Genomic DNA, 16,950 nt, shown 5'->3' with positions numbered 1-16,950 from the left:
CGTCAGTTCAGGGTTGCGACGTTGTAGTCGATCCGGTCGACGTGGAAGTCGAGGTAGCTGAACTCGGCGTCGGGTCCGGGGGAGTGCCAGTGGGCCTGGCCGTCGACGGCGACGTGTCGCCCACCGAGGTCCCGGTAGCCGCCGAGAGGGGTCGACCAGCGCTGCGGCACGAACGTCCTGCCGTCCGTCGAGGCCGTCGACCGGTCGTCGGAGACGAAGTCGACGAGCTCATGGTCGTCGTTGAAGACCAGGTCCGCGGTGACGGCGTTGTCCGCAACGGTGAAGACAGCGCGCGCGTGGCGTTCGTCGTGGGCCAGCCAGGCCACCGCCGGGCCGATGAGTGCCGCGGGCGCGAGCACGCAGAGGTCGTTGAACACGGTGACGGTCTCGGCGCGGTCCAGGTCAGGACCGCGGGCGTCCACCAGAGGGGCCAGCGAGCACAGCCGTACCTGCATGCTGGCGTGCCCGCGGGAGTAGACGTGCAGGACGTCGACGGGCAGCCCGGACCGGGTGGCGTCGATGAAGAACTGACGTGTCGGTGCCGAGCCGTAGGTGTTGACCTGCTCGCCGGTGAACGGCATCCAGGCATGAGCGGGATCGGACCGGATCCGCCCGCGGATGGTGGCGCGGAAGCTGGTGACCCGGGGCTGTCCGACGACACCAGCACGGCGCAGGTAACCGGCCACGCAGCCCGGAAGCTGCTCGAGGTCGGCGTCCGTGACCACCGCGCCAGAAGCGTTGCCCGCCTGAGCATCCCCTTCCTGAGCGGCGCCGGCCAGGGCCGATGCCGCTTCACGGTGGAAGCGGGCGCGCAGGCTCGGGCGGCCGTGCGAGGCGTAGCCGTACCCGGCGGCCGCTGCAAGCAACAGGTTGGCCAGGGTCCCCGCCTTCGCGTCGTTCCAGGAGGTGACGATCACGAGCTGGGAGACCAGCACCGCCGGCGCCGCCACCCACCACCAGCCGCGGGCGCGGAGCGCGACCAGCCCCGCGGTGACGAGCATCAGGACGGCCGCGACGAACCAGCCGACCCCGGCGACGCCGCCGATCGGCTCCTGCAGCGCCGGTACCTGCGCCCAGCCCAGGCCTTTCACCGCACCGAGAAGGTGGATCAGGCCGTGCAGCACGGTGACCACGACCAAAGCCCGGCGAAGCATGGTGCGCATGGCTACATCCCGCCCTTGTCGGTGGCTCACGGTCCGAGCAGAGCCGGACTGTCCATCACCGGGGACCGGGGCAATGCCTCCACCGTACACACGCCGCACGGACACCACCCAGGACCGGCATACCGGACGTTGGGCACCGGGCACGCAGCCCTGCTGCGCGTACGGTGTGGGACGTGGGGAGGCCCTACTCATGTGGCCACGCAAGCTGTTCGGACTGTCAACGGTCGTTCTCGGCGCGGCAGCACTCGCGATGGCTCGTCGAGGCGCGATGCACTGGGGGGCAACGACTGACGAGGTCGCCCGTGCTCTCCCCGGGGACGCACTGGTGGCCCGTGCCGACCTGCAGTCGACACGTGCCCTCACCATCCACGCCGGCTCCGCCTCGGTCTGGCCGTGGGTGGCTCAGCTCGGTCAGGGGCGTGGCGGCTTCTACAGCTACGACCGCGTGGAGAACCTGCTCGGCTGCGACATCCACAGCTCGGACGTGGTGCTCCCCGGTCATCAGGACATCAGCGTCGGTGACCAGATCAGGCTCGCTCCGCAGATGCCGCTGACCGTTGCGGTCGCCGATCCGGGGGCGGGCCTGGTCCTGACCGGCGGGATCCTGATGGGCGCCATGCCCTCACCGTGGACCTTCAGCTGGGCCTTCGTCCTGGCCGACGCCGGCCACGGCTCGACCCGGCTCCTGGTCCGGGAACGGTACGGGTACACGGCCCGCTGGGCCGCGCTCGTGGTCGAGCCGACCTCGCTGGTCAGCCTGGTCATGACCCGGAAGATGCTGCGAGGCATCAAGGAACGCGCAGAACGGCTGCAGTCCGCCGTCAACGCCCCTGACCCGTCGACCGTCACCGCCGGCTGACCACGACCCTGCCTGCAGCGGACGCACGCCAAGACGCGCCGCGTGGCTCCTGCAGCGACCCAGGCATGACCACGCACTTCTAAGGGCTCCAGCATGAGCAGCATCCGCCGACGCGCCACCATTCCGGCGCCAGAAGCCGCCGGCTCTCACCCCGCCGGCTCTCACACCGCCGGCAACCATGACGCCGGCCCGCGCGGACCGGACCTCGGTGGCGTCGCGCCTGTGTGGCGCAGCCGACGGGCCGGGACAGCGGCTGCGTTCGCCGTCGTCGGTGCAGACGCACTGGTCACCGGCTGGTTGACCCCGCGAGGTGCCGCCACGACGCCGCAGGCGTTGGCAGCGATCGCGGTCAGCCTGCTGGTCGGCGCCGCAGCGGGGCTGCTGAGCCGGTCGCGGTGGGCCATCCTGCTCGCCCCCGTCGGCTTCGCGGCGCTGTTCGAGCTCACGCGGATCGGCACGACCGGGCCCCTGGTGGACGGGATCCACCTCGGAGGCACCTACGGGCTCATCGCCTTCGCCACCGGTCGCGGTCTCGACCTTCTGCTCGTCCTGATCCCGATGTGCCTCGGTGCCGTGATCGGCGCCGGGCTCGCCCGGAAACTGGACGCCACCGACCGGGACAAGCACAGGTGGGGCAAGACCGGCCTGTGGGGCCGGCGGACCGTCACCGTCGTGGTCGCGATCGCCGTGGCCGCCCTCGGCGCCGGGATCGCCCGCCCTGCCACCACCGACCGGATCGTCGGTGCGGACGGCACGCCGCTCGCAGGCAGCGTCGCAGAGCTGCGGCAGGTCGACATCAACGGACACCAGCTCGGGATGATGATCCGCGGTGACAGCACCGCGAACCCGGTGCTGCTGTACCTGTCGGGTGGTCCGGGCGGCAGCGACCTCGGCGGTCTGCGCCGCAACGGCGAAGCCCTGGAGAAGGCCTTCACGGTCGCCAGCTACGACCAGCGCGGCACCGGGAAGTCCTTCGACAGCCTCGACCCGATCTCGACCCTCACCTTGGCCGGCGCCGTCGACGACGCGGTCGCCGTCACCGACTACCTCCGTGGGCGGTTCCACCAGGACAAGATCTACCTGGTCGGCAACTCCTGGGGGACCGTGCTCGGAGTGCTCGCCGCGCAGCAGCACCCGGAGCTGTTCGCCGCGTTCGTCGGCTCCGGCCAGATGGTCGACCTGAAAGCCACGGACCGGCTGTACTTCCAGGACACCCTCGCCTGGGCCACTCGCACCGGCAACACCGCACTCGTGCAGCAGCTGACCCGCAACGGGCCTCCGCCCTACGCGGACGCCTTGAAGTACGAGGCCGTCCTGGGCAACGAGCAGGAGGTCTACCCCTACGACGACAGCAGCCTGGCCGAAGGCGCGAACGGCTTCTCGGAGAACCTGTTCCATCCCGAGTACAGCCTCATCGAGCAGGTGCACCTGCTCGCCGGGTTCCTCACCGTGTTCTCGGTCCTGTACCCGCAGCTGCAGGGCGTCGACCTGCGCACCCAGGTCCCCTCGCTGGACGTCCCCGTGTACCTCGTCCAGGGCGGGCACGAGACCCGGGCCAGGGCCGAGCCCGCCGCGCAGTGGTTCCGCCTGCTCCAGGCGCCCACCAAGCAGCTGATCACCTTCCCGGACTCCGGCCACCGTGCGCTCTTCCAGCAACCTGACCTGTTCTACGAGGTGATGACCGGGACGGTGCTGCCGCAGACGCGGGGCGGGTGACGCGAACGGGGTGTCCGCCGTCTACCGGACCTCTTCGATCCTGCTGCCCCTGAAGGGAACGAGACCATGTACCCGCTCCAGATCGACCATCTCACCAAGCGCTACGGCCACGACGTGGTCCTGGACGACCTGACCTTCACCGTCCCGCCGGGACGAGTCACCTGCTTCCTGGGCCCCAACGGGGCAGGGAAGTCGACGACGATGAAGATCCTGCTCGACCTGGCCAAGGCCGACCATGGCCACGCCACGATCGGCCGGACCCGCTACCGGGACACCGACGACCCCGCACGAACCGTCGGCGTCGCCCTCGAACCGAACGCGTTCCACCCCGGGCGCAGCGGCCGCAACCACTTGCGCGTCCTCACGGACGGCGCCGGGATCCGGCCGGTCCGCATCGACCAGACGTTGGAGATGGTCGGGCTGACCCACGCCGCGGACCGGCACGTCGGCGGCTACTCCCTGGGCATGCGTCAACGGCTCGGGCTGGCCGCGGCGCTCCTCGGCGACCCGCCGGTGCTGGTCCTCGACGAGCCCGGCAACGGCCTCGACCCGCAGGGGATCCGCTGGCTACGTGACCTTCTCCGTGAACGCGCCGCGGCCGGCGGCACCGTCTTCGTGTCCACCCATCTGCTGTCCGAGGTCGAGCACCTCGCCGACGAGGTCGTCGTCCTCGACCATGGCCGGCTCGTCGCCACCGGCGCCCTGGCCACCCTGCAGCACGCGGGCACCTCGGTCCGCACCCCCGACCCCGAACGGCTCACCCAGCTGCTGACAGCGGCCGGCGCCACCGTCCGGCCCGGCAGCGACACAGACCTCGTCGTCCGCGGCCTCGGCATCGTCGAGATCGGCGACCGTGCATGCTCCGCCGGGATCGCCCTGCACGAGCTGAGCCCCCAGGCCGGCTCGCTCGAGGAGTTGTTCCTCGACTGGACCGCCACCAGCACCACAGCCACCAAGGCCCCCATCACCGACTCCACCGCCGGAAACCGCACGACCGAGGGCGCAGGCATCGTCGATGTCGAGGGCGCCGAGAGGCAGGTGCTCCCGCTATGACGACGCTTCGGCTCCTTCGCGGCGAGATCCGCAAGCTCACGACGACCAGGCTGCCGTGGGGCTTCCTCGGCGTGCTGATCGCCATCGCCGGGCTGAACGCGGCCATCGTCGCGTTCGGCACCGACACCGACGGGAGCAAGGCGTTCGTCGCCACCGCCGCGGACCAGCAGTCGCTGCTCGCGTTCGGCTTCAACGCCCTGCTCGGCACCGCCCTGTTCGGCGCCATCGCCGCCGCCCGCGAGTACGGCCACGGCACCGTCGTCCCCATGTTCCTCACGAGTCCCCGCCGCGCGCGCGCCGTCCTGGCCCAGCTCACCGCGGTCCTGCTCGCGGGGGCGGCCCTGGGGATGATCGGTCAGACCTTGATGATCGCCGCAGTCGCGGTGGCCCTGGAGACCACCCAGTACGCGTTCCTCGTCTCCGCGGGGCACGTCGTCCAGCTCCTGCTCGCCTCGGCGGCCGCCGGCGCGATCGGAGCGGTCCTGGGCGCAGGACTCGGAACGGTCATCCGCAACACCGGCGGCGCGGTGACGGCGGCGGTGCTCGTCGTGTTCCTCGCCCCGCCCCTCGTGGTGCAGCTGGCCGGCGCTGCCGTCTCCTGGATCCCCACGGCGCTCCTGGCCGTGCTCTCGGGAGTCAGCTCCGACGTCAGCATCTGGGCCGCTCTGCTCGCGGTTGCCGCATGGGCCCTCGTCCCTGCCGTCGCCGGCCTGGTCTCGGTCCAGCGGCGCGACGTCTGACGTGCCGCGGTGGAGGTCAGGGGCGACCCCCGACGTGCAGCGCGCGAGCGGTGCGGGTCATGGCCCGGGAGGCGCGCGAGGGCAGGGAGCCCGGGGCCGGGACGCCGATCGGACGCACCCGGCCGTTGTGCAGCGCGGCGACCTTCCAGCCGTCGTCCGTCCGCACCGCGACGATCGTCTGCCGGGACAGGCGCCGTCGGGGGAGGCGCGAGCGCCAGGGCATGAGGACGGAGCCGGTCGCGTGGAGGACGGCCACGTCAGGTCCCAGGTGCCGGATCGACTCGATGTGCCCGACGAGTGCGGAGCCGGTGAGGACGCCGCGGAAGAGCCTGTCGTGGTTGTCGACCATCGGCGCCCGGCCCCTGGCGTGCGTGCCGTCGTAGGAGACGTAGTCGCTGTCCTCGGTGAAGCAGGCGCCGTAGGCCGCGGCGTCGCCTGCGGTCCAGGCGGCGCACATGCGCTCGAAGAGACCGGTCATGTCGGTCAGGTCGGTGTCGGTGCCGTGGCGGGCCACGCTCATCGTCGTGCCTCGGTCCTGGCTGAGACCCTCGGGTCGTGCTCTCGCGTCGGCTCGCCCGCCGCGAGCCCGAGCTGCCGGCGCATCATGGCGTCGAAGGCCCGGTCGGGAAGCCTGCTGAGCGCGACCGCGGTTCCGGCTCCCCGGCCGACGCGGTAGCGCGCTCGTGGCCGGGGCGCCGTCGCTGCCCTGACGATGGCCGCCGCGACGTCCTCGACGTCGCTCGTGATGGGCCTGTCCTGGTTGGCGCGGTGGTAGCGCGCGACGGCGCGGGCCATCGGTGCGTAGGCGCCGTGGCCGGAGGTCTGCTCGAGCAGCGTCATCGCCGCTTCGTGCCACGGGGTGCGGACAGGGCCGGGCTGGACGACGGTCACGGCGATCCCGAACGGGCGGACCTCTGCACGGAGGCTGTCCGAGAGGGCCTCGAGGGCGAACTTCGACGCGTGGTACCAGCCACCCATCGGCGAGCTGAACTCGCCGGCGAGGCTGGAGACGTTGACGATCCGCCCGTGGCCGGCGCGGCGCATCGGGCCGAGCACGCGCTGCGTGAGGCCGGCGAGGCCGAAGACGTTCACCTCGAACTGGCGTCGGGCCTGCTCGACGGGGGTCTCCTCGACGGAGCCGAACTCGCCGTACCCGGCGTCGTTGACGAGCAGCTCGATCGGACCGACCGCGGTCTCGGCGTCCCGGACGGCGCGCTCGATGCTCTCCGGGTCGGTGAGGTCCAGGTGCACCGGGTGCACGCCGTCCAGCCGCTCGATGAGCTCTACGCGTCGCGCGGCCCCGACGACCCGGTAGCCCCGGGCAGCGAGCATCTGCGCCGTGCGCGCGCCGAGACCGGAGGAGGCGCCGGTCACCAGCGCGGTCCCCATGACCCTACTGTGCATGATGTTCACAATTAATGACTGTACTGTGAACGCCATGCACGGTCAAGGCGCCGACGAGCGGGCACTGCGGGCGGTCTGGGACGAGGTACCCCCGCTGCGCCGCGGTCCGCGGGCGCGGTTCGAGATCGTCGACGTCGCCGCTGCCGCTGTCGCCCTCGCGGACCGCGGCGGGCTCTCGGCTGTCGCGCTGGCGGCGCTGGCGCACGAGCTCGGACTCACGACGACGGCGCTGTACCGGTACGTCGACTCCAAGGAGACCCTCGTCCAGCTCATGGTCGACGCAGCGGTCGGGCCTGCGCCCCGGGTGGTCGCAGACGACTGGCGCGACGGGGTGCTGGCGTGGGTGCAGGGGCTGTGGGGCAGGTACCGGGCGCACCCGTGGCTCGCCACGGCGCCGGTCTCCGGGATGCCGCTCTACCCGCAGCGCCTCGGCTGGATGGAGGTGCTCCTGCGCGAGCTGGACCGCGGGCAGGTCGACGACCCGATGCGGGTCGCCCTGCTGCTCGACGGCCTGACCCGCTCCTTCGCCCTCCTGGCCCGCCAGGACGGCGAAGGGGAGCCGCCGCCGGCGTGGGTGCTGGAGGCCGTCACCCGCAGGTACCCCCGGCTGGCGCAGGAGATCTCGCGGGACTGGACGGACATCGCCGACGAGCTGGCCCCCGCGGTGCGGACCGTCCTCGCCGGCGCCGTCTGACCCGTCGGCCGGGCCGGTGCGGACGCCGGCTGATCCGTACGACGTCCTGCTGTGCCGCTCAGAGGCGCTCGACGCGGTCCGCCTGCGGGCCGCGGTCGCTCTGGCGCACGGAGTAGCGGACCCGCTCGCCCTGCTGCAGGGGCGCGGCGCCCGACACGACCGAGACGTGCACGAACAGGTCGGCTCCACCGGCGTCCGGGGTGATGAAGCCGAACCCGCGATCGGCGTCGAACCGCGCGACGACACCTTCCCCGCCGCGGGTCGGTCCGCCACCGGCCGGCCCGTCGGCCGGCCTGCGCCGGCCTGCCGGTTCGTGCGTTGCGGGTGGGGGCCCGGACGGGCCGGCGCTGCCCTGGACCAGGTGCACGTCCCGGGCCTGCGGGCCCCGGTCTCCCTGGACGACCTCGTAGGCGACACGGTCGCCCTCGGAGAGCCAGGTCAGACCGTCGCCCAGGGCCCGGGCGTGGACGAAGACGTCGTCACCACCGGAGTCGGGGGTGACGAACCCGAAGCCCTTGCCCTCGTCGTACCAGGAGACGGTGCCGTCGGCGCCGTCGCCGGCGGCGGGCCGGCCGACGTCGGAGCCCAGCGGCAGCAGGTGCTCGGCCTGGGGGCCGCGTTCGCCCTCGCCGACGAGGAAGGCCACCCGCTGCCCCTCGGTGACGACACCGCCGGTGACGATGGCGGAGCTGTGCACGAAGATCTGCGCCTCGCCGCTGTCGGGCGCGACGAAGCCGTATCCCTTGCTCGGCTCGTACCAGACGACCGTGCCCAGGAGGCCGACCGCGGAGTCCGGGGCGGCCTCGCCGGTCACGCGGACGCGGAGCGCCTGCGGGCCGCGGTCGCCCTCACCGGCCTCGAACTCGACGGCCTGGCCCTCGCGGAGGATCTTCGGGCCACCGGCCGCGACGACGATCTCGGAGGCGTGGACGAACAGGTCCTCGCCGCCGTCGTCGGGGGCCAGGAAGCCGAAGCCCCGGTCGGGGTCGAACCAGCGGACGACTGCATGCGGCACTGAGGGCTCCACGTGGAGGATTCGGGTGCGGCCTCGGCCTCGCGTCGTCACGACGACAGACTCCGGCCCGGCACGTCAGATGCTACCGGGCGGGCGCGCGGCGCCGCCCGCTGCGGGTTCCTGGGAGAGCTGGCCTGCGACGGCACCCGGGCGGTGGGCGTCTTCTGGAGCGAGGCGCTGGGCTGGCCGCTCGTGTGGGACCAGGACGAGGAGACCGCCGTCCAGTCACCGCACGGCGGGACGAAGGTGGCGTGGGGCGGGCCGCCGGTGGCGCCCAAGGTCGTGCGGAACCGGCAGCGCTTCGAGCTCGCCGTGGTGGACGGCGACCCGGACGGCAACGAGTTCTGCCCGTCCGCAGGATGACTGCGACGCCCGAGACGCGGGCCGGTGTCAGACGCCGGCCCGGCTCGCGCGCGTCTCGAGGTCGGTGATGACGAGCTCGACCTGGCGGCGGAAGACCTCGGTGTGGTCGATCGCCGACAGGTACGCCGCGGCCCGGGCGGCATACGGGTACGCCGTCGGGTCCGTCGGGTGGTACACCTGCACCCACCCCTCCACGCCCTCGGCCGACATGGAGACCAGGCGCGTCGCGTGCTGGCTGCACACGGCGAGCACGAGGTGGGCGTAGACCGCGTAGCTCGTGCCGGCATCCTCGCCGCGCAGCCCTGCCCGGTGGAGGGCCTCCAGGACGGCGTCGACCGCGCGCAGCTCGTGGATGCCGCGTGTCGTGCGGTGCATGGCGGTCGAGGCCGCGGCCGGGTGCTCGCTCGCGGTCCGCCATGCGCGCCAGGCCAGGTCGCGCAGCGACTCGCGCCAGTCCTCGTGCGCCTCGTAACCGTGGAGGCTGAGCCGGTCGAGCTCCTCGGCCAGGGCGACGACGATCTCGTCCCGGCTGGTGAAGTGCCGGTAGACGGCAGTCGTCGAGGCGTCGAGCGCCGACCCCAGCCGGGCGAACGTCAACGCGTCCGGCCCCTCCTCGTCGAGCAGGCCGAGGGCCGCCTCGACGATGACCTGCCTCGACAGCGAGCCTCTGGCGAGCCGGCGTCGTGAGACCGAGGACCCGGCCATCGCACCTCCTGTAGCTCGCCCCGACGATACCCGGAGGGCTCGTCCGGATTTAGTGAACACTATTGACTACAACGCTAACTAGTCCCATAGTCCTGGTGCATGACGACGACGCCGCCGACCCTCCGCCACGCGTTCACCATCGTCGCGGAGGTCGCTCCGCCCGAGGTGCTCGAGCACCGCGGCGACGCGACGCTGGAGTACATCCCCATCACCGGGGGCCGCGTGACCGGGGAGCTGTCCGGGACGGTCCTCCCCGGTGGCGGGGACTGGTGCCTCGTCCGCGCCGACGGCGTCTTCCGCGTCGAGGCCCGGTACCTGATCCGCACCGACGCGGGTGACCTCGTCGACGTCCACAACGTCGGCTACCTGCGTCACGTCGCCGGCGACACCGGTGACTGGACGGCGATGCGCTACTTCCAGTCCACGCCCGTCTTCCGCACCGCGTCGCCGGACCTGCAGCACCTCACGAGCACCGTGTTCGTCGGCCGGGCCCACGCGGGCCCCGGTGCGACGACCGTCGAGGTCTTCGAAGTCCTCGCCTGACCCTCGCCCGACCCCTTCCGTCCACCGGCAACGAGTCCGCAGGAGTCCCCATGCGCTGGAGCAGTACCCGCGTCACGTCGTCCACCGCCGCGATCGGCGGCGTCCTCCTCGTCGCCGGCTGCGCGACGACCGGCTCGACGCCGTCGGCGACGACGGCCGGCAGTGCCGGTCCCGCGACGACGACCGTGCGCACGACGATCGACGTCCCCGCCGGTTTCGACCCGGCGAAGGCGGCGTCACTGCCGGACTTCCTGCTCGCGCGGATGAGCTTCGACACCCTCGTGCGCAAGGACACCGACGGCATCGTCGGCGGCCTGGCGACGACGTGGACGACGACGCCGTCCAGTGCGACGTTCACCCTGCGCACGGACGCCACGTGCTCCGACGGCACGAAGGTGACGCCGGCGGTGGTCAAGAAGTCCCTGGACCGCCTGGCCGCACCGGCCACGGCGGCCTCGACCGCAGTATCGGTGTTCGGCCCGGGCAACGTCCCGAAGGTCACCGCCGACGACACCGCCGACAGCGTCACGGTCACCGTCGAGCGACCGTGGGACCTGGCCGGTGGCCTGACGATCGCGTCCTCCGGCATCGTCTGCCCCGCGGGTCTCGCCGACGAGAAGGGGCTCGCCGCCGGCACGGTGAAGGGCGCCGGGTCCGGGCCGTACACGCTCACCGCGCAGCAGTCCGGCGCGACGTACTCGTACGCGCTGCGCGCGGACTACACCGCCTGGCCGAAGCGCGCCACGACGCCGGCCGGCGAGGTGCCGAAGACCGTGGAGTACGTCGTCTCCCTGGACCCGACGGCGACGGCCAACCTCGTGAAGAACGGCCAGCTCGACATCGCCAAGATCAACGCCGAGTCCGTCCCGCGGATCGAGGGCGACGGCTCGGCGAAGGCCGCGGTGTTCCCGTTCTCCGACTTCTACCTCGTCTTCAACGAGCGGCCGGGCAGCCCGTTCACGGACCCGGCGCTGCGCAAGGCCGTCGCGCAGGCGATCGACCGGGCCGCCTTCGAGAAGGTCACCTCGAAGGGCACCGGCGAGACCCTGACCTACCTGGCGTCCAAGAACACACCGTGCTGGGACGGCGACACCTCCTTCGTCGTCCCGACCGACCCGGCCGCCGCGAAGAAGGTGCTCGCAGGCAAGAGGATCCGCCTGCTCGGCCCGCAGATCGTCGGCACGAACGGCGCGGGCAACGTCTACCTGCAGGAGGTGCTGCGGGCTGCGGGCGCCGAGGTCGAGCTGCAGAACACCGACGTCGGCACGTGGATCTCGAAGGTCTTCGGCGCCCAGGACAGCTGGGACGTCACGGTGTTCGCCGACCTCAACTTCATCGGCTCGCTCGCCAGCCCGCTGCCCTTCTTCGGCGGCCCGGCCGTCGAGGCCGGCGGCGGCAACATCGGCGCGGTGAAGAACCCGGCGGCCGACGCCGCCTTCGCGCAGGGCCTCGCGGCGACCGAGGAGCAGGGCCGCTGCGCCGGTCTGCGTGCCGCCCACCAGGCGCTCGTCAAGGCCGCCGACACCGTGCCGCTCGTCAACGATTCCTTCGTCTACGCCGTCCGCCCCGGCTTCAGCGTCGCGATGCTCGGCGGCGCGCTCGACGACCCCACCTTCCGCATCACGAACTGAGGAGCCCGCCGTGCTGGACCCTTACACACCCGTGACGACGGTCGCCGACCTCATCCGGACCGGTCAGGTCAGCCCGGTCGAGGTCGCCGACCTCTACCTCGACCGGATCGCCCGCCTCGACGGCGCGGTCCACGCCATCGTCTGGCTCGACGAGGACGCCGTGCGGTCGGCGGCCGCCCGAGCGGCGGACGCGGTCGTCCGTCGCGAGCCGCTCGGCCCGCTCCACGGCGTCCCGATCCCCATCAAGGACCTGCACTCGTGCGCGGGGCAGCCGAACACGATGTCCTCCCTCGCCATCGAGGAGCGCATCGAGACCGAGAGCGACCCGGACGTCGCCGCCCTCCTCGACGCGGGCGCGATCCCGTTGGGGCGCAGCAACTCTCCGGAGTTCGGTGCCCTCACCGTGTCGGAGAACCTGCGGCACGGCGTCACCCGCAACCCGTGGCGCCTGGACCTCACGTCGGGCGGGTCGAGCGGCGGCGCGTCCGCTGCCGTCGCGGCGGGCCTCGCCCCGGCCGCGCACGCCTCGGACGGCGGCGGCTCGATCCGCGTGCCCGCGTCGGTGACCGGGCTGGTCGGGCTCAAGCCGAGCCGCGGTCGCGTGCCGACGCTCGTCCGGGGATGGGAGCACTCGACGACCGAGGGGGCGATCACCCGCACGGTCGCCGACGCTGCCCTGCTCCTCGACGTCATGAGCGGGTTCGACCCCCTGAGCTGGTACAACGCACCGGCCCCCGAGCGGCCCTTCAGTGCCGAGCTCGGCGTCGACCCCGGGCGGCTGCGGGTCGGTCTGCTGCTCGACGCGCCGACCGGGATGCCGGTCGACGACGCGTGCCGGGAGGCGGCGCTCACCCTCGCCCGTGCGCTCGAGTCGCTCGGGCACGACGTCGTCCCCGTGGCGCCGTACCTCTTCGACGCCGACACGTTCCTGGCGTTCGCCGAGGTCGTCATCAGCGCCTCGACGTGGGCACTGCCGCTCGACCACCCGGACAGGGTCGACGGCTACATCGCCCGCCGCCGCCGCGTCGCCGAGACCGTCCATGCGGGCCAGTACGCCGAGGTCGCCGCGCGGCTGCAGCTCGAGACCCGCCGGGTCGTCGCCCAGTGGGGCCGCGACTACGACGTGCTCCTCACCCCGACGACCGCGACCGTCGCCCCGCCGGTCGGCCTCGTCCGCGACGAGGCCAACGCTGTTCCCGAGACGCCCCGGCTCACCGAGCTGCGGATGGTGTCCTTCACCGCCTTCTGCAACGTCAGCGGGCTGCCGGCGGTCACGCTCCCGGCGCACCGCACCGCGGACGGCATCCCGGTCGGCGCGCAGCTCGTCGGCGGACCGTTCGGTGAGGCGAAGCTCCTCCGGCTGGCGTCGCAGGTCGAGCCGATGCTGCCCCTCGTCGGCGCGCACCCGGCGGACGAGGGCCTCCTCGTCCCGGCAGGGCGATGACGACGGCGACGGCAGGCGCGGCGCCCGCCCCGGCCGCCCCCGGGAACGGGCACGCCCGCGCCGGTCGGGGATCGGTGCTCGACCTGCCGTGGGTGCGTTTCGCGGTGCGTCGCGCGGGGGGCCTGGTGCTCGCCCTCGCGCTGCTCGTCACGGTGACCTTCCTCATCGTGCCACTGCTGCCGGGCGACCCGGCGCGCGCCATCGCCGGCAGCGCGGCCACCCCGCAGGCCGTCGCGACGATCCGGGCCGACCTCGGCCTGGACCGGCCGCTCCCGCAACGCTTCGTCGAGTACGTCGGCGGCCTCGCCCGGGGCGACCTCGGCACGTCGTTCCGCTACCGGGTGCCCGTGGCGGACGTCGTCGCGACCCGGCTGCCCTACACCGTGCAGCTCGCCGTCCCCGCGATCGTGCTCGTGCTCGCCCTCGCGGTCCCGCTGGGGATGGCCGTCGGCGTCCTCACCCGCGGCGGCCGCCGCCGGCGGCTCGACGTCGCGTTCGGCGTCGTCGCCGGCGCCGTGGCCGCCGTCCCGCCCTACGTCCTCGGCACGCTGCTCGTCGTCACGCTGGCCATCGGGCTGAAGCTGTTCCCGCCGGGCGGGGCGCAGACCCCGGCCTCGCTCGTGCTGCCGATCCTCGCGCTGTCCCTCGGGCCCGCCTGCGCGGTCGCGCGGGTCGTGCGGGCCGAGACGTCGTCGGTGCTCGAGCAGGAGTTCCTGCGCACCGCGAGGGCGCGCCGGCTGCCGGCCGGCCGGCTCTACCTGCGGCACGCCCTGCCCAACCTGCTGACGAGCGTCCTCACCCTGACCGGCCTCGTCCTCACGTCGCTGCTCGGCGGCACCGTCGTCATCGAGAACGTCTTCAGCTACCCGGGGCTGGGCACGGAGATCGTCCAGGCCATCGTCAGCAAGGACTACCCCGTGATCCAGGGGATCATCCTCTGCGTCGGCGTCCTCGCACTGCTCGTCAACCTCCTCGTCGACGTCGTCCTCGGCCTCGTCGACCCGCGGACGCTCACCGGAGGCCACCATGGCGGTTGACACCGCGCTGCTCGCCGAGGCCGCGCTCCGCGGGCCGGCCCAGCGCCGGGCCTGGCGGCGCTCGCCGTCGCTGCTCGCCGGGGGCGCGGTGCTGCTTCTCCTCGTCGTCGTGGGCGTCGTCGCGCCGCTCGTGCTGTCCGGGCGTGCGGAGACGCTGACCGGCGACGCCAACCTCGCCCCCGGTGCCGGGAACTGGCTCGGCACCGACCCGTTCGGCCGCGACATCCTCGCCCGGGCGCTCGTCGCGACCCGGCTCACGCTCCTCATGGCCGCGGGGGCCACGGCGCTGTCGTTCGTCGCCGGTGTGGCCCTGGGGGCGGGAGCGCTCCTCGCGCCGCCTCGGGTGCGGCAGGTGCTCCTGCGGGTCTTCGACGCCGCGGTCGCGTTCCCCTCGCTCGTGCTCGCGCTCGTCGTCGCGGCCGTGCTCGGCGCCGGCGCCGGCTCCGCCGTCGTCGCGATCGGTCTCGCCGGCATCCCCGGCTTCGCCCGGCTCACGTACAACCTCGCCCAGGGTGTCGCCACGCGGGACTTCGTCACGACGGCGCACCTGCTCGGCGTGCCCGGGCCGCGCGTCCTCACCCGGCACGTGCTGCCGAACGTGTCCGGCCCGCTGCTCGTGCTCCTCACGTCGTCGTTCGCGCTGTCCCTGCTCGAGATCAGCAGTCTGTCGTTCGTCGGCCTGGGCGTCCAGAGCCCGCAGTACGACTGGGGCCGGCTCCTCAACGAGGCACTGCCGTCGATCTACACCGCGCCGTGGCTCGTGCTCGCGCCGTCGCTCATGCTCGTCCTCGCCGGGGCGGGCGCGATGCTCGCCGGCGACGGCGTCGCCCGGCTCGTCGACCCGCGCCAGGTGCACGGCGCACCGGCGGCCGCCCCTGCCCCGGCCGCCCGTCGTCCCCCGGACGCGGTGGTGCTGGGGGAGGACGACGACGCGGCGGACGACGCGGTGCTCGTCGTCGACGGTCTCGTCGTCGAGGCCGGCGGCCGGCGCCTCGTCGACGACGTCTCCTTCCGGGTGCGGCCCGGCGAGGTCGTCGGTCTCGTCGGCGAGTCCGGGTCCGGCAAGTCGACGATCGCCATGGCGGTCGCCGGACTGCTCGCCGACGGTCTCGTCGCCGACGCCCGCACGCTGCGGCTGCGCGACCTCGACCTGCTCGGACGGCCGCCCGCGCGGCGCCTCGCGACCGAGCTCGGCATCGTCTTCCAGGACCCGTCCGCGACCTTCAACCCCGCGCTGCGACTGGGGTCCCAGCTCACCGAGGTGCTCCGCGTGCACCTGCGCCGCCCGCGCGCGGTCGCCCGGGACGCCGTCGTCGCGGCGCTCACCGAGATCAAGGTCACCGAGCCGCGGCGCCGTCTGCACCAGCACCCGCACGAGCTGTCCGGCGGCATGCTCCAACGCGCGTCCATCGCCGCTGCGCTGACCACGGGCCCGGCCCTGCTCGTCGCCGACGAGCCGACGACGGCGCTCGACGTCACCGTCCAGGCGGAGGTGCTGCGCCAGCTGCGCCGGCTGCAGCGCGAGCACGGCACCGCGGTGCTCTTCATCTCCCACGACATCGGCGTCGTCGGCGCGCTCTGCGACACCGTCCTCGTGCTGCGCGACGGCCGGGTCATCGACCGCACGACCGGTGCGGCGCTGCGCGCCGGCGAGGCGAACCACCCGTGGACGGCCGCTCTGCTCGCCGCCCGGCCCGGCACCCGGCAGGACCGGGCCACGGCATGAGCCCCTTCACCCCCGCCGGCGCGACGTCCCCGGAGGCCACCGAGGTGCCCACGCCACCGCTCGTCCACGTCGAGGACCTCGTCGTCGTCCTCGGCCACGGCCGCTCCGCCCGCACCGTGCTCGACCACGTGGACCTCACCGTCGAGCGCGGCGGCGTCCACGGTCTCGTCGGGGAGTCCGGGTCCGGCAAGTCGACGCTCGCCAAGGCGCTCGTCGGCGTCCACCGGCCCGCCTCGGGCCGGATCAGCCTCGGCGGGATCCCGTTGCCGCGCCGCGGGATGCGCGGGCGGCGCGCCGCGGGCCTGCCGCGGGTGCAGCTCGTGCCGCAGGACCCGTGGTCGTCCCTCGACCCCCGGCGCACCGTCGCCGAGACGATCGCCGAGGCGGTGGACCCGGTGCGGGCCCGCGTCGCCCCGGCCCGGGCCCGGATCAGCGCGCTGCTCGAACAGGTCCGGCTCGACGCGGACGCCGCCGACCGCTACCCGCACCAGTTCTCCGGCGGCCAGCGGCAACGGATCGCCGTCGCCCGCGCGCTCGCGGGGGACCCCGACCTCCTCGTCGCCGACGAGATCACCTCGGCCCTGGACCTGACGACCCAGGCCGAGATCCTCGACCTGCTCGCCGACCTGCGCGCGCGTCTCGGCCTGACGATGCTGTTCATCTCGCACGACCTCGCGGTCGTCCGTGAGATCAGCGACGAGGTGACCGTCCTGCTGCACGGCCGTGTCGTGGAACGCGGGCCGACCGAGAGCGTCTTCGCCCGCCCGTCCGACGGGTACACCCGGCGGCTGCTCGCCGCCGACCCGGGGTCGCCCGGCTTCAGCCTCGAGGCCGGGCCGGTCTGACGTCCGGGACGC

16 protein-coding genes and 1 pseudogene are annotated in these 16,950 nt (G+C 73.4%); 12 read left to right on the top strand and 5 right to left on the bottom strand.

The window, feature by feature from the left end; all coding sequences use genetic code 11:
* Nucleotides 1–2 precede the first annotated feature (2 nt).
* Nucleotides 3–1,262: a DUF6544 family protein gene (locus EDJALFJO_RS21180; RefSeq protein WP_143448686.1), complete on the bottom strand. Its 1,260-nt coding sequence runs from the start codon at nt 1,260–1,262 to the stop codon at nt 3–5.
* A 226-nt stretch (nt 1,263–1,488) separates the two neighbouring features.
* Between EDJALFJO_RS21180 and EDJALFJO_RS21175 the strand changes: the two genes are divergently transcribed.
* The 4 genes from EDJALFJO_RS21175 (at nt 1,489) to EDJALFJO_RS21160 (ending at nt 5,531) form a co-directional block, all read left to right on the top strand.
* A complete protein-coding gene (locus EDJALFJO_RS21175) occupies nt 1,489–2,022 on the top strand; it encodes a hypothetical protein (protein ID WP_198950514.1) in 534 nt (177 codons plus the stop codon).
* Nucleotides 2,023–2,244: 222 nt separating this feature from the next.
* Complete coding sequence (locus tag EDJALFJO_RS21170) at nt 2,245–3,738, top strand: alpha/beta fold hydrolase (protein WP_158220512.1); 1,494 nt, start codon at nt 2,245–2,247, stop codon at nt 3,736–3,738.
* 66 nt (nt 3,739–3,804) lie between these two features.
* The gene (locus EDJALFJO_RS21165; protein WP_088288287.1) at nt 3,805–4,791 is read left to right on the top strand and encodes an ABC transporter ATP-binding protein; all 987 of its coding nucleotides are present in this window, start codon (nt 3,805–3,807) and stop codon (nt 4,789–4,791) included.
* Complete coding sequence (locus EDJALFJO_RS21160) at nt 4,788–5,531, top strand: hypothetical protein (RefSeq protein WP_088288286.1); 744 nt, start codon at nt 4,788–4,790, stop codon at nt 5,529–5,531. The genes EDJALFJO_RS21165 and EDJALFJO_RS21160 overlap by 4 nt, the downstream gene beginning before the upstream one ends.
* Nucleotides 5,532–5,547: 16 nt before the next feature.
* Here the strand turns inward: EDJALFJO_RS21160 and EDJALFJO_RS21155 are convergent, their stop codons facing one another.
* Complete coding sequence (locus EDJALFJO_RS21155) at nt 5,548–6,051, bottom strand: SgcJ/EcaC family oxidoreductase (protein ID WP_088288285.1); 504 nt, start codon at nt 6,049–6,051, stop codon at nt 5,548–5,550.
* Entirely contained in the window at nt 6,048–6,920 is an 873-nt protein-coding gene (locus EDJALFJO_RS21150) for an oxidoreductase (RefSeq protein WP_088288284.1), read from the bottom strand. The genes EDJALFJO_RS21155 and EDJALFJO_RS21150 overlap by 4 nt, the downstream gene beginning before the upstream one ends.
* Here EDJALFJO_RS21150 and EDJALFJO_RS21145 point away from each other — a divergent pair.
* Nucleotides 6,919–7,629 carry a TetR family transcriptional regulator gene (locus tag EDJALFJO_RS21145; RefSeq protein WP_143448685.1) on the top strand — a complete coding sequence of 237 codons (711 nt, stop codon included), beginning with the start codon at nt 6,919–6,921 and terminating at the stop codon, nt 7,627–7,629. The genes EDJALFJO_RS21150 and EDJALFJO_RS21145 overlap by 2 nt on opposite strands.
* A gap of 58 nt (nt 7,630–7,687) precedes the next feature.
* Here EDJALFJO_RS21145 and EDJALFJO_RS36520 read toward each other — a convergent pair whose 3' ends face one another.
* Nucleotides 7,688–8,644, bottom strand: a complete 957-nt coding sequence (locus EDJALFJO_RS36520; RefSeq protein WP_088288282.1) for a cold shock domain-containing protein — start codon at nt 8,642–8,644, stop codon at nt 7,688–7,690.
* 105 nt (nt 8,645–8,749) lie between these two features.
* Between EDJALFJO_RS36520 and EDJALFJO_RS36005 the strand changes: the two are divergent.
* A pseudogene (locus tag EDJALFJO_RS36005) lies at nt 8,750–9,007 on the top strand (VOC family protein); the annotation flags it as partial.
* A gap of 27 nt (nt 9,008–9,034) precedes the next feature.
* On the opposite strand, the gene EDJALFJO_RS21130 reads toward EDJALFJO_RS36005, so the two are convergent.
* Nucleotides 9,035–9,712 carry a TetR/AcrR family transcriptional regulator gene (locus tag EDJALFJO_RS21130; RefSeq protein WP_088288281.1) on the bottom strand — a complete coding sequence of 226 codons (678 nt, stop codon included), beginning with the start codon at nt 9,710–9,712 and terminating at the stop codon, nt 9,035–9,037.
* Nucleotides 9,713–9,811: 99 nt separating this feature from the next.
* On the opposite strand from EDJALFJO_RS21130, the gene EDJALFJO_RS21125 reads away from it, so the two are divergent.
* Genes EDJALFJO_RS21125 through EDJALFJO_RS21100 form a run of 6 tightly spaced genes read left to right on the top strand, consistent with a single transcriptional unit; the run spans nt 9,812 to nt 16,938 of the window.
* Nucleotides 9,812–10,255 (top strand): DUF3237 domain-containing protein, encoded by a 444-nt coding sequence (locus EDJALFJO_RS21125; RefSeq protein WP_088288280.1) that lies wholly within the window; start codon nt 9,812–9,814, stop codon nt 10,253–10,255.
* 50 nt (nt 10,256–10,305) lie between these two features.
* Nucleotides 10,306–11,886, top strand: a complete 1,581-nt coding sequence (locus tag EDJALFJO_RS21120; protein ID WP_088288279.1) for an ABC transporter substrate-binding protein — start codon at nt 10,306–10,308, stop codon at nt 11,884–11,886.
* A 10-nt stretch (nt 11,887–11,896) separates the two neighbouring features.
* Nucleotides 11,897–13,330 carry an amidase gene (locus EDJALFJO_RS21115; RefSeq protein WP_088288278.1) on the top strand — a complete coding sequence of 478 codons (1,434 nt, stop codon included), beginning with the start codon at nt 11,897–11,899 and terminating at the stop codon, nt 13,328–13,330.
* Nucleotides 13,327–14,367, top strand: coding sequence for an ABC transporter permease (locus tag EDJALFJO_RS21110; protein WP_088288277.1), 1,041 nt, complete (start codon nt 13,327–13,329; stop codon nt 14,365–14,367). The genes EDJALFJO_RS21115 and EDJALFJO_RS21110 overlap by 4 nt, the downstream gene beginning before the upstream one ends.
* A complete protein-coding gene (locus EDJALFJO_RS21105; protein WP_088288276.1) occupies nt 14,357–16,093 on the top strand; it encodes an ATP-binding cassette domain-containing protein in 1,737 nt (578 codons plus the stop codon). The genes EDJALFJO_RS21110 and EDJALFJO_RS21105 overlap by 11 nt, the downstream gene beginning before the upstream one ends.
* Nucleotides 16,090–16,938, top strand: a complete 849-nt coding sequence (locus EDJALFJO_RS21100; protein ID WP_088288275.1) for an ABC transporter ATP-binding protein — start codon at nt 16,090–16,092, stop codon at nt 16,936–16,938. Before EDJALFJO_RS21105 ends, EDJALFJO_RS21100 begins: the two co-directional genes overlap by 4 nt.
* Nucleotides 16,939–16,950: the final 12 nt, after the last annotated feature.

Source organism: Kineosporia sp. A_224 (assembly GCF_002198655.1).
Lineage (GTDB): Bacteria > Actinomycetota > Actinomycetes > Actinomycetales > Kineosporiaceae > R-H-3.
Note: the sequence above shows the minus strand (reverse complement) of the source record. Positions and strands in the feature narration are given on the sequence as shown.

Excerpts from the sequence above, each read along its gene's own strand:
- EDJALFJO_RS21165 (WP_088288287.1), top strand. The coding sequence starts at position 3,805 with ATGTACCCGCTCCAGATCGACCATCTCACCAAGCGCTACGGCCACGAC.
- EDJALFJO_RS21160 (WP_088288286.1), top strand. The coding sequence starts at position 4,788 with ATGACGACGCTTCGGCTCCTTCGCGGCGAGATCCGCAAGCTCACGACG.
- EDJALFJO_RS21155 (WP_088288285.1), bottom strand. The coding sequence starts at position 6,051 with ATGAGCGTGGCCCGCCACGGCACCGACACCGACCTGACCGACATGACC.
- EDJALFJO_RS21145 (WP_143448685.1), top strand. The coding sequence starts at position 6,919 with ATGACCCTACTGTGCATGATGTTCACAATTAATGACTGTACTGTGAAC.
- EDJALFJO_RS21150 (WP_088288284.1), bottom strand. The coding sequence starts at position 6,920 with ATGGGGACCGCGCTGGTGACCGGCGCCTCCTCCGGTCTCGGCGCGCGC.
- EDJALFJO_RS21130 (WP_088288281.1), bottom strand. The coding sequence starts at position 9,712 with ATGGCCGGGTCCTCGGTCTCACGACGCCGGCTCGCCAGAGGCTCGCTG.
- EDJALFJO_RS21125 (WP_088288280.1), top strand. The coding sequence starts at position 9,812 with ATGACGACGACGCCGCCGACCCTCCGCCACGCGTTCACCATCGTCGCG.
- EDJALFJO_RS21120 (WP_088288279.1), top strand. The coding sequence starts at position 10,306 with ATGCGCTGGAGCAGTACCCGCGTCACGTCGTCCACCGCCGCGATCGGC.
- EDJALFJO_RS21110 (WP_088288277.1), top strand. The coding sequence starts at position 13,327 with ATGACGACGGCGACGGCAGGCGCGGCGCCCGCCCCGGCCGCCCCCGGG.
- EDJALFJO_RS21105 (WP_088288276.1), top strand. The coding sequence starts at position 14,357 with ATGGCGGTTGACACCGCGCTGCTCGCCGAGGCCGCGCTCCGCGGGCCG.
- EDJALFJO_RS21100 (WP_088288275.1), top strand. The coding sequence starts at position 16,090 with ATGAGCCCCTTCACCCCCGCCGGCGCGACGTCCCCGGAGGCCACCGAG.